Consider the following 14272-nt stretch of genomic DNA (forward strand, 5'->3'; position numbering starts at 1 on the left):
GCGCGGCGACCGGGGCGAGCCTCCTGGTGGTGGGACATCACCTTGCCGAGCGGCGGATCGGCCCGCGCACCGGGCCCACCACCCACGCGGCCATCCAGCACGTCTACTGCCCCGTGGCCGTCGTGCCCCATTGGTGAGGGTGCGCGAGGACCACACCACAGACGGAGCAAGGACACCGGGGCAAGGAGGTGGAGGTCATGACGAGGCCGGTGGTGGCCGGAGTGGACGGTTCGCGGGAGAGCCTCGCCGCGGCCGACTGGGCGGCCAGGGAAGCGCTGCGCCGGGGACTGCCGCTGCGACTGGTGCACGCCTGGGAAGGGCTGCCCGAGGACGACCGCGACGCGGGCCTGCCGGAGATGCGGGCACCGCAGTACCACGCGCGACGCGTGCTGCGCGGAGCGCTGGACCGGCTGAACGAGCGGTACCCACAGCTGTACCTGGCCGCCGAACAGGTGCGCAGGCAGCCCGGTCCCGCACTGATTGCCGAGGCGGAGGACGCCGAGCTGCTGGTCATCGGCAGTCAGGGCCTCGGGGGCGTCGGCAGGCTCATGTCCGGGTCGGTCGCGATGGCCACCATGGCCCACGCCGAGCGACCGGTGGTCCTCGTAAGGGCCGGTGAGACGCCGCCGGACGAGCATGTGCCGGAGGGTTCGGGCAAGGCGTCGACGCGTACGCCGTACCGTGACGTCGTGGTCGCGGTGGACGGGCCGGGCGACGAGCTCCTGGACTTCGCCTTCCGCGCCGCCGAGCTCCGGCGGGCGCCGCTGGAGGCCGTGCACGCCTGGCACGTGCCGCTCGGCCGGGTCGTCCCCGGCGACGGGGAACGTGACCACATCCGGGAGGAAGCGGCACGCGAGCTCACGGCACTGCTCGAACCATGGCGTGCGAAGTACCCCTCCGTGCGCGTCCGGGAGACCCTCCACGAAGGCCGCGCCGCCCATGTGCTCGCACGGGCCGCCGAGGGGGCCGGGCTGCTGGTGGTGGGCCGCCGCAGGCGCCGTGTCGCCGTCGGGTCGCACACCGGGCCCGTGGCCCACGCACTCGTCCACCACGTGCACCGGCCGGTCGCGCTCGTGCCGCACGACTGACGAGGCAACCGGGCTATGCGATGACGCACATGAGGGTACATAGCAGGAGAAGGGCGTTACAGGACATGTCCGTCGGCTGCACACACTCCCGCTACGCGTCCGGCTATCTGGTCCGGGCGGCCGTCACCGCGCCTTCGGTGTACAACACCCAGCCATGGGCCTTCGTGATGGAAGACGACGGCAAAGGCCTCGAACTGCACGCGGACCCTGCGCGACGCCTCCTGGTCCGTGATCCGCGCGGCCGTGAAATGGTCGTCAGCTGCGGCGCGGCGCTCTTCAACGTCCGACTCGCCATGCGGCACCTGGGGTTCAACCCGGTCGTCGAGACCTTCCCGTGCCCTGCCGACCCCACATACCTCGCCCGGGTGATGTGGGGTGCGTATGTCCGTCCGGGCCTCGACGAGCAGGATCTGTTCGAAGCACTGCGCCGACGGCACACCGCACGCGGGCCGTTCCTCCCGGACCCGCTGCCCGCCACGCTGGCCGACGAGCTGGGCCGGGAGGCCAGGCGGGAGGGCGCCACGCTGCACTGGATCGACGACAGCACAGGCCGACGGGAGCTCTCGCAGATGGTCCGGGCCGCCGAGGACGTGCACCGGACGGATCCGGCGCATACCGCCGAGCAGGCCGGGTGGACCTGGCGACTCGCTCGGGCACGCCGTGACGGCATTCCGGTCGACGGGGGTGTGCACCACCCGGACTCCATCCCGTTCGCCGGACGGGACTACGCCGACCTCACCCGGATGTTCCCCACGCCGCCGCGGCGCTGGACCGGACGCTCGGGACGGGTGGCCGTGCTCAGCACGGACCGCGACGACCGCTCGGCCTGGCTCCGGGCCGGCCAGGCACTCGAACGAGTCCTGCTCCATGCCGCCGCCCAGGACGTGATGGCGGCCTTCCACACCCAGCCCTTGGAGATCGACCCGCTGCGGGTGCGGATCCGGCGGACGCTGAGTGCGGGCGCCTTCCCGCAGATGATCCTCCGGCTGGGCTATGTGCCCTGCGTACGCTCTCTGCCGCGGCGCCCGGTGACGGACGTACTCGCCTGGGAAGCCCGGACCGTCTGAGTCGGCCGCCGTGGACACCGCACTCAGCGGTTCACCGTCAGCGGCACCGTGTCGACGGTTACGTACCTGCCGTCCTTCGGCGAGACGAAGTACGCGGTGAGCAGGCCGGGTCCGGAGCGGACCGCCTTGTAGGGAACGGACACGTCGAAGGTCCCGCGCGTCCCGGTGCCGGACGTGGCCCGGACAGGCACGTCGGCCGCGGTACGTCCGGAGGCGTCGGTCAGCCTCAGCCGGAACTCGGCCTCGAAGGTGTCGGCGCTTCCCCGGACCCGCAGGGGGCTGCCGATGCCGTCACCGATGAGCGGGGACTCGACCAGCACGGCGGGCGAGACGTCCTCGAAGTCCCCCCGTCCCACTGGGCCGTTGAGGACGATGCCTTCGCCGCCGAAGGACGAGACCGGCTTGCCGTCGAGCTCGAGGCGGACCTTGTCGATGCTGGGGTAGCGGGTCACGGTGAACACGACCTGGGCCAGCCGCGCCCGCAGGGAGAGGGCGCCTCCGCCGTCGTCGTACCTGCTGGAGAGGTCCACGGTCGCGACGTGGTCGTGGACCGCGATCGAGTTTAGCGTCGTGCCCGACGGTATGGCCGTGGTGCGGTGGTGCAGGCGTTCGTAGCGGCTGGGGCCGGCCAGCAGTGCGCGGACGGCTCCGGTGGCCGTGGCGGGGGCGGGCACGGTGCGCGGGGCGGGCGAGATGTGCTCGCCGTTCAGGAAGTACACGCTCGTCGAGATCCGGTGTTTCCCGGTCTTGGCCGAGCCGCTCCCCGAAGCCGGGGGAGCCGTCGGCGACGGGCTGGTGCTCCCGGACGGAGCCGGTACGCCCGATGTTCCTGATTCGCCAGCGGATTGCCCGGGGCGCGCGGATGTTTCCGGCGCGGCCGCACCGCCTCCCGTGCCGCAGGCGCCGACCGCGAGAAGCGGCAGGGCCAGCGCGGCGGTGAGCATCACCGGGCGGCGTCCACGCGGGCGCGAGGCGGGGGTTTCGCTGTTCATGGGTGCCTCCTCCGACGCTTCCAGCAAAGCGTGTCGGGCGGCGGGCTCGCAGGGTCCGGAGGGCTCCGGTCCGGGGCCGAACGGTGGGCCGGGGTGGGTCGTTCGGCGCTGAGGGTGCCTGCCGTCATGCCCGCTCGTCGGGAAGCTCGATCTCCGCCCAGATGGTCTTCCCGTTCGCGTGGTGCCGGGTGCCCCAGCGCTCTGCGAACTGGGCGACGAGCAGCAGGCCGCGGCCGCCCTCGTCGAAGGTGCGGGCCCGTCGCATGTGCGGGGCGGTGCTGGTGCCGTCGGACACCTCGCAGATGAGGGTGCTGTCGCGGATCAGCCGCAGCTGGATGGGCGATTGCCCGTAGCGGATCGCGTTCGTGACGAGCTCGCTGACCACCAGTTCGGCCGTGAAGGCCACATCCGGCAGCTTCCACGCGGTCAGCCGAGCCAGGACCTCCGCGCGGGCACCCGCCACCGCGGCCGGGTCGGAGGGCAGGTCCCAGGTGGCGACCTGGCTCGCGTCGAGGGCCCGGGTACGGGCGACCAACAGGGCGACGTCGTCCTGCGGCTGTGCGGGGAGCAGGGTGTGGATCACGCTGTCGCAGACGGCCTCCAGTGATTCGGCGGGCCGCTCGAGGCACTGGCGCAGCACCGTGAGGCCGGCGCCGAGGTCGTGCGCGCTGCCTTGGACGAGGCCGTCGGTGTACAGGGCGACGAGGCTGCCCGGGGGCAGTTCCCACTCGACGGTCTCGAAGGGCAGGCCGCCCACACCCAGCGGAGGGCCGGGAGGCAGCTCGACGAGGTCGGCCGTGCCGTCGGTCGTGACGACCGCGGGCGGCGGGTGGCCCGCGGAGGCGGCCGCGCACCGGCGCGAGACCGGGTCGTAGACCACGTACAGACAGGTGGCGACGAGATCGGTGGGGATCTCGAGGTCGGTCGTGTCCTCCTCACCGGCGGCCTCTTGAGCCGCGACGTGGGTGACCAGGTCGTCCAGATGCGTGAGGAGCTCGTCGGCGGGAAGGTCGACGTCGGCCAGCGTGCGTACCGCGGTCCGCAGGCGCCCCATGGTCGCGGAGGCCTGCAGGCCGTGCCCCACGACATCTCCTACGACCAGTGCGACCCGGGAGCCCGACAGCGGGATCACGTCGAACCAGTCCCCGCCCAACCCCGCCCGCGTACGGGCCGGAAGGTAGCGGTAGGCGACCTCGACAGCTTCCTGGGCGGCCAGGCGACGGGGGAGCAGGCTGCGCTGCAGGGCCAGGGCGGTGTTGCGTTCGAGGGTGTAGCGCCGGGCGTTGTCCACGGCCACGGCGGCGCGTGCGCCGATCTCCTCGGCGAGGAGGAGGTCGTCCTCCTCGAAGGGGTGCCGGCGCCGGTGGCGGACGAGGACCGCCACACCGAGGGTGATTCCGCGGGCACGCAGTGGAATGACCATGAGCGAGTGAATGCCGAACGCGCGGACCACTCCAGCCCGCTCGGGGTCGGCCTCCTGCCAGCTCCTGACGGCCTCGTCGACGGTGCGGTGCAGCGAGGGCCGGCCGGTGGCCAGACAGCGGACGGGCGGCGCGGACTCCGGGTATTCGTCCACGTCTCCCGGCCGGATCACCGCCTCGGGCACACCGGGCAGCACGGACTGCTGCGCCACCCGACGCAGTGCGACGGTGCCCGAGACGGAAGGTGTCGGCTCGATGCCGTGGAAGAGGCCGTCCAGCAGGTCGATGGTGACGAAGTCGGCAAGCCGGCCCACCGCCACGTCGGCCATCTCCTGGGCCGTGCGTGTCACGTCCAGTGTGCTGCCGACCTGGGTACTGACGTCGTTCAGCAGAGCGAGCCGCTCCCGGGCGAGGTGCTGCTCGGTGACGTCCAGCGCGGACAGCTCCACGTGCCGTACCCGCCCTGCCGGGGTCCTGAGCGGGGACACGGTGATGGACCAGACCCGCTCGCGGGCCTCCGGCCGGGTCTTGCCGCGCACAAGGAACCGTTCGGCCTCTCCGGTCACGAACACGCGGCGCATGCCGTCCTCGACCGTCTGGCAGATGTGGGGCGGCAGGATCTCGGTGACACGCCGGCCGCGCATCCGCTCCTCGCTCAGACCGAGCTCGCGGGCGGCGCCGGCGGTCGCCCGTACGGCTCGCAGTGCGGAGTCGTACACCATCACGGGCAGATGGCACTGGGCGAACGCTTCCTCCGCCGTTGCCCGGTCCGACTGCGCCTGCTCCGGCGGTGTGGCCACGACGAGCTGCTGGGAATGGCCCTTGCCGTCGAAGGACGGATAGGCGTGCAGTTGCACCTCCACGTGTCGGCCGTCCCGGTGGCGGAGCAAGGTCGTCCTGTTCTGCCCGCCGAGAGCGGCGTGAAGACCCTGCTCGACGTCGGCGCCCGAGCCCAGCAGATGGTCCACGGGGCGGCCCACGACCTCCTGGCGCGGGTAGCCGAGCAGACGCTCGGCACCCGCGCTCCAGTCGGTGACGATCCCCTGCGCGTCGACGACTGCGGTGGCTGGGGCAGCAGGATCCGGGAGTGCTTCGGAGCCGCTACCGCGCGGGGTGGCACCGTGCATGTCGATCATCGCCCAATCTGCCCCATGGACACCCTGGCCTCGGGGAGAACGCGGCCGAGGCCACCGGACGCCCGCACGGGCGGCCTCTCCGCGTTCGGCCTCGTAATCCCACTTCTACCGTCCTTCCGCCGAGCTCGCGCGCCGTGCACGGGCGCGGCCGCGTATCACGGCGGGTGGACCCCCTCAGGCCGGGGTCGTGCGGCCCTGGCCGGTGTCCGGCAGGTTCCGCACGGCGCCGTAGTAGGCGGTGCGCATGATGTCCTGCATGTCGTCGAGCATCGGCATCCGCGGGTTGGCGGGTGCGCACTGGTCCTCGTACGCGTTCAGGGCCTGCTGGGGCAGGGCGTCGAGGAAGGAGCGCTCGTCGATGCCGAGGGCCTGGAACGACGACTCGATACCCACGGCGTCGCGGAGGCGTTCCACCGCGGCGGCGAGCGACTGCACCCCCTCCTGCGGGGTGCCGGCGGGCAGTCCGAGGGTGCGGGCGATGTCCTGGAAGCGTTCGGGGGCGCGGTAGCTCTCGTACTTGGGCCAGCCGGTGAGCTTCGTGGGGACCGTGCCGTTGTAGCGGATGACGTGCGGCAGGAGGACCGCGTTGGTGCGGCCGTGCGCGATGCGGAAGGTGGCGCCGAGCGTGTGGGACATGGCGTGGACGATGCCGAGGAAGGCATTGCCGAAGGCCATGCCGGCGATGGTGCCGGCGTTGTGCATCTTCTCCCGCGCCTCTGGGCTGCCGGTGCGGTCGTTCACCGCCGCTTCGATGTTCTCGAAGACGAGCCGGATCGCGTGCAGGGCCAAGCCGTCGGTGAAGTCGTTCGCGTACACGGACACATACGCCTCGATGGCGTGGGTGAGCGCGTCGAACCCGCTGTCGGCGGCCAGTGCGGGCGGCAGCTCCGTGGTGAGCAGCGGGTCGACGATGGCGACGCTGGGCGTCAGCGCGTAGTCGGCCAGCGGGTACTTCTTGCCGGTGGCCGGATCGGAGATCACCGCGAAGGGGGTGACCTCGGCGCCGGTGCCGGACGTGGTGGGGATGCAGACCAGGCGGGCCCGGGCACCCAGCACCGGGAAGCGGAAGGCGCGCTTGCGGATGTCGGAGAACTTCTGCCGCATGTCGGCGAAGTCGACGTCCGGGTGCTCGTACAGCAGCCACATCACCTTGGCGGCGTCCATCGGCGAGCCGCCGCCGAGCGCGATGATCGTGTCCGGGCGGAAGTCGTGCATGAGACGGGCGCCGCGCCGCACGGATTCGATGCTCGGCTCCGGTTCCACGTTGTCGATGACCTGGATCGTCGTCGGCTCGTGGCGCCGCTGGAGGACGCGCGTGACGCGGTCCACGAAGCCGAGCCGGGTCATCGTGGCGTCCGTGACGATCGTGACGCGGTGCATGTCCGGCATGGACGCCAGATAGCGAACGGACTGCGGCTCGAAGTAGATCTTCGGAGGCACCTTGAACCACTGCAGGTTGTTGCGGCGCGCGCCCACCCGCTTGATGTTCAGCAACTGGGCGGCGGAGACGTTGTTGGACACCGACGTGTGCCCCCATGAGCCGCAGCCGAGGGTGAGCGACGGCAGCAGGTTGTTGTAGATGCCGCCTATGGCACCCTGCGAGGACGGGGAGTTGACGATGATCCGTACGGTCTTCAGCCGCCTGCCGAAGGCCTCGGCGATCGTACGGTCCTCCGCGTGGACGACGGCGCTGTGGCCCTGTCCGTGGAAGGCGACCATGTCGGCGGCGAGGTCGAAGCCCTGCGCCTGCGAGCCCGCGCGCAGCACGGCGAGCACCGGGCAGAGCTTCTCGCGGGTCAACGGCTCGTCCGGACCGACGTGTTCGGCCTGGACGAGGATCAGCGAAGTGTCGGCGGGCACGCTGAAGCCGGCCTGTTCGGCGATCCACACCGGGCTCCGGCCGACGGCCGCGGCGTTCACCTTGGGTTCGCACCCCGAGTGCTCCGCCTGGACGGGGAACAGGAACGCCTCCAGCTTCGCCTTCTCCTCGGCGGTTGCCAGATGGGCGTGCAGGGTGCCGAATTCGGCCAGCGCCGCGTCGTAGATCTCCTCGTCCAGGATGACGGCCTGTTCGGAGGCGCAGATCATGCCGTTGTCGAAGGACTTCGACAGCACCAGGTCATTGACGGCCCGGCGCAGCTTCGCACTCCTGTGCACATAGGCGGGCACGTTGCCCGCGCCGACCCCGAGGGCCGGCTTGCCCGCCGAGTAGGCGGCCCGGACCATGGCGTTGCCGCCGGTGGCGAGGATCAGGGAGACACCGGGGTGGTGCATCAGGACGCTGGTCGCTTCCACCGACGGGGTCTCGATCCACTGGATGCAGTGCTCCGGCGCGCCGGCGGCGATGGCCGCGTTCCGTACGATCCGCGCCGCCTCCGTGCTGCACCGCTGGGCCGAGGGGTGGAAGGCGAAGACGACCGGGTTGCGCGTCTTCAGCGCCATCAGGGCCTTGAAGACGGTGGTGGAGGTCGGGTTGGTGACGGGCGTGATCGCGCAGACCACGCCGACCGGCTCGGCCACCTCGGTCATGTCCTCGATGTCGTCACGGGCGATCACCCCGACGGTCTTCATGGGCGCGATGCTGTGCGTGACGTGCTCGCACGCGAACATGTTCTTGGCCGCCTTGTCCTCGAAGACGCCGCGCCCCGTCTCCTCGACCGCGAGGCGGGCCAGCGCCGTGTGCTGGTCCAGGGCCGCGACCGAGGCCTTCTTGACGATGTGGTCGATCTGCTCCTGCGTGAAGGCCTCGTAGTCGGCCAGCGCCTTGAGGCCGTGCGTGACCAGCTGGTCCACGGCGATGGCGATGTCGGACGGCGCCCCGGCGGAGGCCGTGGCCTCGATTCCGGCGTCGTGACTGGTCATTGGGATACGCCTCCGTTGACGAGAGCCGCCAGGCCTGGCCGGCTGTGTGCAGACGGGAGTGGCACCGAGAGGACCGGTGCCGCCCGTGTTCCCAACTTTCGTCCGGCCGAGCCCGCCGCTCACAGGTGCCGTTGGTCCCTGTCGGGGGCTGACCGGCACGGCGGGCCATGGTCCTTCGGCGCCCTACTGTTCCGATCCGTCGTCCGCTCGGCCACCGCGCCACGGCGGCGGGGTGGCCGACCTGCGGGCGGCCTCCTTGCGGTGCAGGAACCGATTCAGCTGGCTGCGCAGCCGGTCCGCCAGCCGGTCCGCCAGTTCATGTGCCGTCGCCTCCCGGGCGTGCACGACGACGAGAGTGTTCCCCACCACGAGCTCCGCTCCGGCGAACCAGGGCTGCTCGGCGTGGTGCGCCACCGCCTTCACGACCCTCAAGGCACCGCGGACGGCCGGAATTCCGGGGCGGCCGAGGACCGCGTCGACCTTGGCCCGCAAGTACACGAGTTCTTCCTCGCCCACCTCGCCTTCCGTGCGCACCCGCAGGTCGGCGGTGGTGCTGACGTGAGTGCCGGTGTCCTTGACAGTCATGGGATCCGCTCCTTGTGATCGTTGGGCAGATCCAGACTTCTGCGAGCACCCGCTCCGGTACAGGGCTGTCAGGCCCTGGGGGTGGGGCCATCGGGCCTTCACCGCTGCGGCGGACGGTCCTGGGAATCCGGATGTTCCAGGTGCGAGGCGAGGACCGCGGCCTGGACGCGGCGCTGTACGCCCAGCTTGGCCAGCATCCGTGAGATGTGGTTCTTGACCGTCTTCTCCGACAGGTAGAGCTTCCTGCCGATCTCGCGGTTGGTCAGGCCGTCGCCGATCAGGGCGAGGATCTCCCGCTCGCGCGGCGACAGGCTCGCCAGCTCGGCCGGCACTTCCGGCGTGCCCGTGGGATCGGTGCGCAGCGAGCGCATGAGGCGGGCCGTGGTCGCGGGGTCCAGCATCGACTGGCCCGAGGCGACGGTGCGCACCGCCGAGATCAGGTCGGAGCCCTTGATCTGCTTGAGGACATAGCCGGACGCCCCAGCCATGATCGCGTCCAGCAGCGCGTCCTCGTCGTCGAACGAGGTCAGCATCAGACACGCGAGCTCCGGCATCTGACTGCGCAGTTCCCGGCAGACCGTGATGCCGTCGCCGTCGGGGAGACGGACGTCGAGGACGGCGACGTGCGGCCGCAGCGCGGGGCCTCGGGCGAGCGCCTGCTGGGCGGTCCCGGCGTCACCGACGACCGAGATGTCGGGCTCGGCGTCGAGCAGGTCGGTCAGGCCGCGCCGTACGACCTCGTGGTCGTCGAGCAGGAACACGCGGATCGGGTCCTGCTCCGTGAAAGTGCGTGTCTGCGTCATGACGACCTCTTGTTCCCGGGATGAAGAACGACAAACCGCCAGTCTCCATGACGATCATCGCCTGCCCGGTCCATATGTACCAGAGCCGACCGGCCCCACTCGTACACCCGGATGTGTCCCTGTCGGCACTCCCCGTGACCGTCACGAGCGAGAAGGATCCGAAGTACAAGGAAGCGTTGAGCCGAGGAGAGAACCGACGATGACCGCAACCATGCCAGTCGGCAGCCGTACGACGGACGCCTGGCGCGGCTTCACGGGTACGCACTGGCGCGAGGGGATCGACGTACGCGACTTCGTACAGGCCAACTACACCCCGTACGAGGGCGACGCCCGCTTCCTGAGTGGTCCGACCGACCGCACGCGCGCCGTCTGGGCCAAGGTGAGCGCACTCTTCCCGGAGGAGCGGCGCAGGGGCATCCTCGATGTCGACACCGCCACCCCGTCGACCGTCACCTCGCACGCACCCGGCTACATCGACCGGGAGCGCGAACTGATCGTCGGCCTGCAGACGGACGCACCCCTGAAGCGGGCGATCATGCCGGGCGGCGGGCTGCGGATGGTGGAGAACGGCCTCAAGGCGTACGGCTACGAGCCCGACCCCTTCGTGACGAAGGTCTTCGGAACCTACCGCAAGACCCACAACGACGGCGTCTTCGACGCCTACACACCGGAGATGCGCGCCGCCCGCAAGGCCGCCGTCATCACCGGTCTCCCGGACGCCTACGGACGCGGCCGGATCATCGGCGACTACCGGCGTGTGGCGCTCTACGGCACCGACCGGCTCGTCGAGGCCAAGCGGGCCGAAAAGGCCCGGCTGGACAGCGAGCCGTCGACCGAGCACGTCATCCGCGACCGTGAGGAGCTCGCCGAGCAGATCAAGGCGCTGGGCGAGCTGACCCGCATGGCGGCGACGTACGGCTGCGACGTCTCCCGCCCCGCCACCACCGCGCACGAGGCCGTCCAGTGGCTCTACCTCGCGTACCTGGCCGCGGTGAAGGAGCAGAACGGCGCCGCGATGTCGCTGGGCCGCACCTCGACCTTCCTGGACGTCTTCCTCCAACGCGACCTGGCCGACGGGGTCATCGACGAGACACGCGCCCAGGAACTGGTCGACGACTTCGTCATCAAGCTGCGGATCGTGCGCTTCCTGCGCACCCCCGAGTACGACGCCCTGTTCTCCGGTGACCCCACCTGGGTGACCGAGTCCATCGGCGGCATCGGCACGGACGGCCGCCCGCTGGTCACCCGCACCTCGTTCCGCTTCCTGCAGACCCTGTACAACCTGGGGCCCGCACCCGAGCCGAACCTCACCGTGCTGTGGTCGCCCCGGCTCCCGTCCGGGTTCAAGAGGTTCTGCGGTCAGGTCTCGGTCGACACCAGCGCCGTACAGTACGAGTCCGACGAGCTGATGCGCCCGCGCACCGGCGACGACACCGCGATCGCCTGCTGTGTGTCGGCCATGGCGGTGGGCCGGCAGATGCAGTTCTTCGGGGCCCGGGTCAACCTCGCCAAGGCACTGCTGTACGCGATCAACGGCGGCCGGGACGAGATGACCGGCGAACAGGTCGCCCCCGCCGCGCCGCCGCTGACGGGTGAATACCTGGAGTACGAGGAGCTGGCAGCCGCGTACGACCGGATGCTCGACTGGCTGGCCAAGACGTACGTCAACGCCCTCAACGTCATCCACTACATGCACGACAAGTACGCCTACGAGCGCCTCGAGATGGCCCTCCACGACCACCCGGTGCACCGCTTCATGGCCTGTGGCATCGCCGGTCTGTCCGTCGCCGCCGACAGCCTGTCCGCCGTCAAGTACGCGCGCGTGAAGGTCGTCCGGGATGCCACCGGACTGGCGGTGGACTACGAGGTCGAGGGCGAATACCCGGCGTACGGAAACAACGACGACCGCGCCGACGCGCTCGCCGTCGACCTGGTCGAGTCCTTCCTGGCAAAGGTGCGCAAACACCCCACGTACCGGAACGCGGAACACACCCAGTCGGTCCTGACCATCACCTCCAACGTCGTCTACGGCAAGCACACCGGCAATACCCCCGACGGGCGGCGCGCAGGCCGGCCCTTCGCACCAGGCGCCAATCCGATGAACGGCCGGGACCGGCACGGAGTGGCCGCGTCCGCGCTCTCGGTCGCCAAGCTGCCGTACGAGCAGGCCCGGGACGGCATCTCGCTGACCACTACCATCACCCCGGAGGGACTGGGCCACCGCCCGGAGGAACGCGCCGGGAACCTGGTCGGCATCCTCGACGCCTACACGGCGGCGGGCGGCTTCCACATGAACGTGAACGTCCTGGACCGCTCCATGCTCGAGGACGCCATGGAACACCCGGAGAACTACCCGGACCTGACCATCCGGGTCTCCGGATACGCCGTGAACTTCGTCCGCCTGACCCGTGAGCAGCAGCTCGACGTGATCGGCCGTACCTTCCACGGATCGCTGTGAGCACGATGACGACCGGCCGGATCCACTCCTGGGACCTGTCCACCGGCGTGGACGGTCCCGGGACCCGGTTCGTCCTCTTCTTCAGCGGCTGCCCACTGCGCTGCCTGTACTGCGCCAACCCGGACACCTGGCACATGCGTGACGGCAGGGAGGTCACGGTGGACGACGTGATGGCCGAGATCGAGAAGTACCGGTCCTTCGTCACCACGGCCGGCGGCGGAGTGACCCTCACCGGCGGCGAACCGCTCCTCCAGTCGGCCTTCGCGTCGGCGGTGCTCCGGCGCTGCAAAGAGGCCGGACTGCACACCGCCCTGGACACCTCCGGCTTCCTCGGTGCCCGTGCCACCGACGAGCTCCTCGCGGACACCGACCTGGTCCTGCTGGACATCAAGTCCTTCGACGTCAACACGTACCGAGCACTGACCGGAGGTGAACTGTCACCCACCCTGAACTTCGCCACCCGCCTCGACCGGCTCGGCATCCCGATGTGGATCCGGTACGTCCTGGTCCCCGGCTGGACCGACGCACCCGATCCCATCGACGGTCTGGCCCAATTCGTCGCCGGGCTCCCCGCCGTCCAGCGCGTCGACATCCTCCCGTTCCACAAACTCGGCGCCTCGAAGTACGCCTCGCTCGGCATTCCCTTCCCGCTGGAGAACACCCCCCGGCCGTCCGCCGAACTGATCGAGCGGGTGCGAGGGCAGTTCCGCGCTCGGGGGCTGGCGGTCCACTGACCTGCCGCGGCCGGCGGAACTCGGCAACAGGCCTTGCACACAGGGCCGTTCAGCCCAACGGCCACCGACCTTCGGCATCCGGTGCGTCGCCTCGCGAAACGCCAGAGTGAGGTGCGCCGGCCACAACCGAACACGACTCGGGAATCGGATCCCGTGCCAGGAGGTGGAGATCATGCCCCGCACCGTCACCGTAGGTCTCGACGGCTCGCCCGAAAGCCGCGCCGCGGCCGAATGGGCGGCCCGAGAAGCGAAGTTGCTCGATCAGCCGCTGAAGATCGTCCATGTCTGGGAGCCGGTCCCCGAGCCCATGGCACAGGCCCCGCTGCTCGGGTCCGAGACCCACCAGCACTGGACCGAACGGATTCCTCGCGAGGCGGCCGACGGTCTCCGCATGCGCCACCCCGGCGTCGAGGTGACCAGTGAGCAGCTCTCCGGCAGCCCCGGCGAGGCGCTGTCCGAGGCGGCGAAGACCGCTGAACTGCTCGTCCTCGGCTCGCGACGCCTCGGAGGGATCGGCGGCTTCATGGTCGGCTCCATCGGTCTGAGCGTCGTCGCCCACGCCGAACGACCCGTCGTGCTGGTCAGAGCGGAGGAACAGGCCGCCGACGAGCACGAGATGGACCCGGCGGGCATCCCGTCCGCCGCGACACCGTTCCGGCCCGTGGTCCTGGGCCTCGACACCGACCACCCCGACGAGACACTGATCCGGTTCGCCTTCGACGCCGCCGTACGCCGTGGCACGTCCCTGCGTGTCGTGCACGCCTGGTACCCGCCGCCCTACTACGCATACGGCACACCCGCCAATCCCGCCCTCAACGAAGCGCTGGCCCTGAACGACGCCCAGACCCTGACCGAGGTGCTGAGCCCCTGGCGGCATAAGTACCCGGACGTCGAGGTCACCGAGGAGTCCAGGTACGGCAGCCCCGCCGTGCACCTCGTCGAGGCCTCGCAGACGGCCTCGCTGGTGGTCGTGGGCCGGCGGATCCGCCACAGCCCCCTCGGCGCGCACATCGGCCATGTCACGCACGCCGTCCTGCACCACGCCACCGCCCCCGTCGCCGTCGTGGCCCACGGCTGACCCACTTGCCGAGGGGCGGACGTCATGAAGGCAGCGGTTGTACGGGCC

General features: G+C 70.7%; 10 protein-coding genes. 5 read left to right on the forward strand and 5 right to left on the reverse strand.

Annotation, left to right across the window (positions count from 1 at the left end; translation table 11 throughout):
• The first annotated feature begins 197 nt into the window (after window positions 1–197).
• Together Q8A52_RS14465 and Q8A52_RS14470 are read left to right on the forward strand one after the other, a co-directional pair.
• The gene (locus Q8A52_RS14465) at window positions 198–1088 is read left to right on the forward strand and encodes a universal stress protein (protein ID WP_316751890.1); all 891 of its coding nucleotides are present in this window, start codon (window positions 198–200) and stop codon (window positions 1086–1088) included.
• Window positions 1089–1153: 65 nt separating this feature from the next.
• Window positions 1154–2155 (forward strand): Acg family FMN-binding oxidoreductase, encoded by a 1002-nt coding sequence (locus tag Q8A52_RS14470; protein WP_316751891.1) that lies wholly within the window; start codon window positions 1154–1156, stop codon window positions 2153–2155.
• Between the two features lie 23 nt (window positions 2156–2178).
• On the opposite strand, the gene Q8A52_RS14475 is transcribed toward Q8A52_RS14470, so the two are convergent.
• From Q8A52_RS14475 to Q8A52_RS14495, 5 genes are all read right to left on the reverse strand, one after another.
• The gene (locus Q8A52_RS14475) at window positions 2179–3147 is read right to left on the reverse strand and encodes a GerMN domain-containing protein (protein WP_316751893.1); all 969 of its coding nucleotides are present in this window, start codon (window positions 3145–3147) and stop codon (window positions 2179–2181) included.
• 124 nt (window positions 3148–3271) lie between these two features.
• Complete coding sequence (locus tag Q8A52_RS14480; RefSeq protein WP_316751895.1) at window positions 3272–5704, reverse strand: SpoIIE family protein phosphatase; 2433 nt, start codon at window positions 5702–5704, stop codon at window positions 3272–3274.
• A 174-nt stretch (window positions 5705–5878) separates the two neighbouring features.
• The gene (gene adhE / locus Q8A52_RS14485; protein WP_316751897.1) at window positions 5879–8566 is read right to left on the reverse strand and encodes a bifunctional acetaldehyde-CoA/alcohol dehydrogenase; all 2688 of its coding nucleotides are present in this window, start codon (window positions 8564–8566) and stop codon (window positions 5879–5881) included.
• A 183-nt stretch (window positions 8567–8749) separates the two neighbouring features.
• Window positions 8750–9151, reverse strand: a complete 402-nt coding sequence (locus tag Q8A52_RS14490) for a hypothetical protein (protein ID WP_316751899.1) — start codon at window positions 9149–9151, stop codon at window positions 8750–8752.
• A gap of 98 nt (window positions 9152–9249) precedes the next feature.
• Window positions 9250–9954 carry a response regulator transcription factor gene (locus Q8A52_RS14495; RefSeq protein ID WP_316751901.1) on the reverse strand — a complete coding sequence of 235 codons (705 nt, stop codon included), beginning with the start codon at window positions 9952–9954 and terminating at the stop codon, window positions 9250–9252.
• 199 nt (window positions 9955–10153) lie between these two features.
• Between Q8A52_RS14495 and pflB the strand changes: the two genes are divergently transcribed.
• The 3 genes from pflB (at window position 10154) to Q8A52_RS14510 (ending at window position 14224) form a co-directional block, all read left to right on the forward strand.
• A complete protein-coding gene (gene pflB / locus Q8A52_RS14500) occupies window positions 10154–12412 on the forward strand; it encodes a formate C-acetyltransferase (RefSeq protein WP_316751904.1) in 2259 nt (752 codons plus the stop codon).
• Between the two features lie 5 nt (window positions 12413–12417).
• Complete coding sequence (gene pflA / locus Q8A52_RS14505; protein ID WP_316752528.1) at window positions 12418–13146, forward strand: pyruvate formate-lyase-activating protein; 729 nt, start codon at window positions 12418–12420, stop codon at window positions 13144–13146.
• A gap of 172 nt (window positions 13147–13318) precedes the next feature.
• On the forward strand, window positions 13319–14224 hold the full coding sequence (locus Q8A52_RS14510; RefSeq protein ID WP_316751906.1) for a universal stress protein: 906 nt from the start codon (window positions 13319–13321) through the stop codon (window positions 14222–14224).
• The last annotated feature ends 48 nt before the right edge of the window (window positions 14225–14272 follow it).

Source organism: Streptomyces herbicida, assembly GCF_032656585.1.
Taxonomy (GTDB): domain Bacteria; phylum Actinomycetota; class Actinomycetes; order Streptomycetales; family Streptomycetaceae; genus Streptomyces; species Streptomyces herbicida.

Coding starts and splice junctions, on each gene's coding strand:
- Q8A52_RS14480 (WP_316751895.1), bottom strand. CDS start 5,704: ATGATCGACATGCACGGTGCCACCCCGCGCGGTAGCGGCTCCGAAGCA.
- Q8A52_RS14475 (WP_316751893.1), bottom strand. CDS start 3,147: ATGAACAGCGAAACCCCCGCCTCGCGCCCGCGTGGACGCCGCCCGGTG.
- Q8A52_RS14465 (WP_316751890.1), top strand. CDS start 198: ATGACGAGGCCGGTGGTGGCCGGAGTGGACGGTTCGCGGGAGAGCCTC.
- Q8A52_RS14495 (WP_316751901.1), bottom strand. CDS start 9,954: ATGACGCAGACACGCACTTTCACGGAGCAGGACCCGATCCGCGTGTTC.
- pflB (WP_316751904.1), top strand. CDS start 10,154: ATGACCGCAACCATGCCAGTCGGCAGCCGTACGACGGACGCCTGGCGC.
- adhE (WP_316751897.1), bottom strand. CDS start 8,566: ATGACCAGTCACGACGCCGGAATCGAGGCCACGGCCTCCGCCGGGGCG.
- Q8A52_RS14490 (WP_316751899.1), bottom strand. CDS start 9,151: ATGACTGTCAAGGACACCGGCACTCACGTCAGCACCACCGCCGACCTG.
- Q8A52_RS14470 (WP_316751891.1), top strand. CDS start 1,154: ATGTCCGTCGGCTGCACACACTCCCGCTACGCGTCCGGCTATCTGGTC.
- pflA (WP_316752528.1), top strand. CDS start 12,418: ATGACGACCGGCCGGATCCACTCCTGGGACCTGTCCACCGGCGTGGAC.
- Q8A52_RS14510 (WP_316751906.1), top strand. CDS start 13,319: ATGCCCCGCACCGTCACCGTAGGTCTCGACGGCTCGCCCGAAAGCCGC.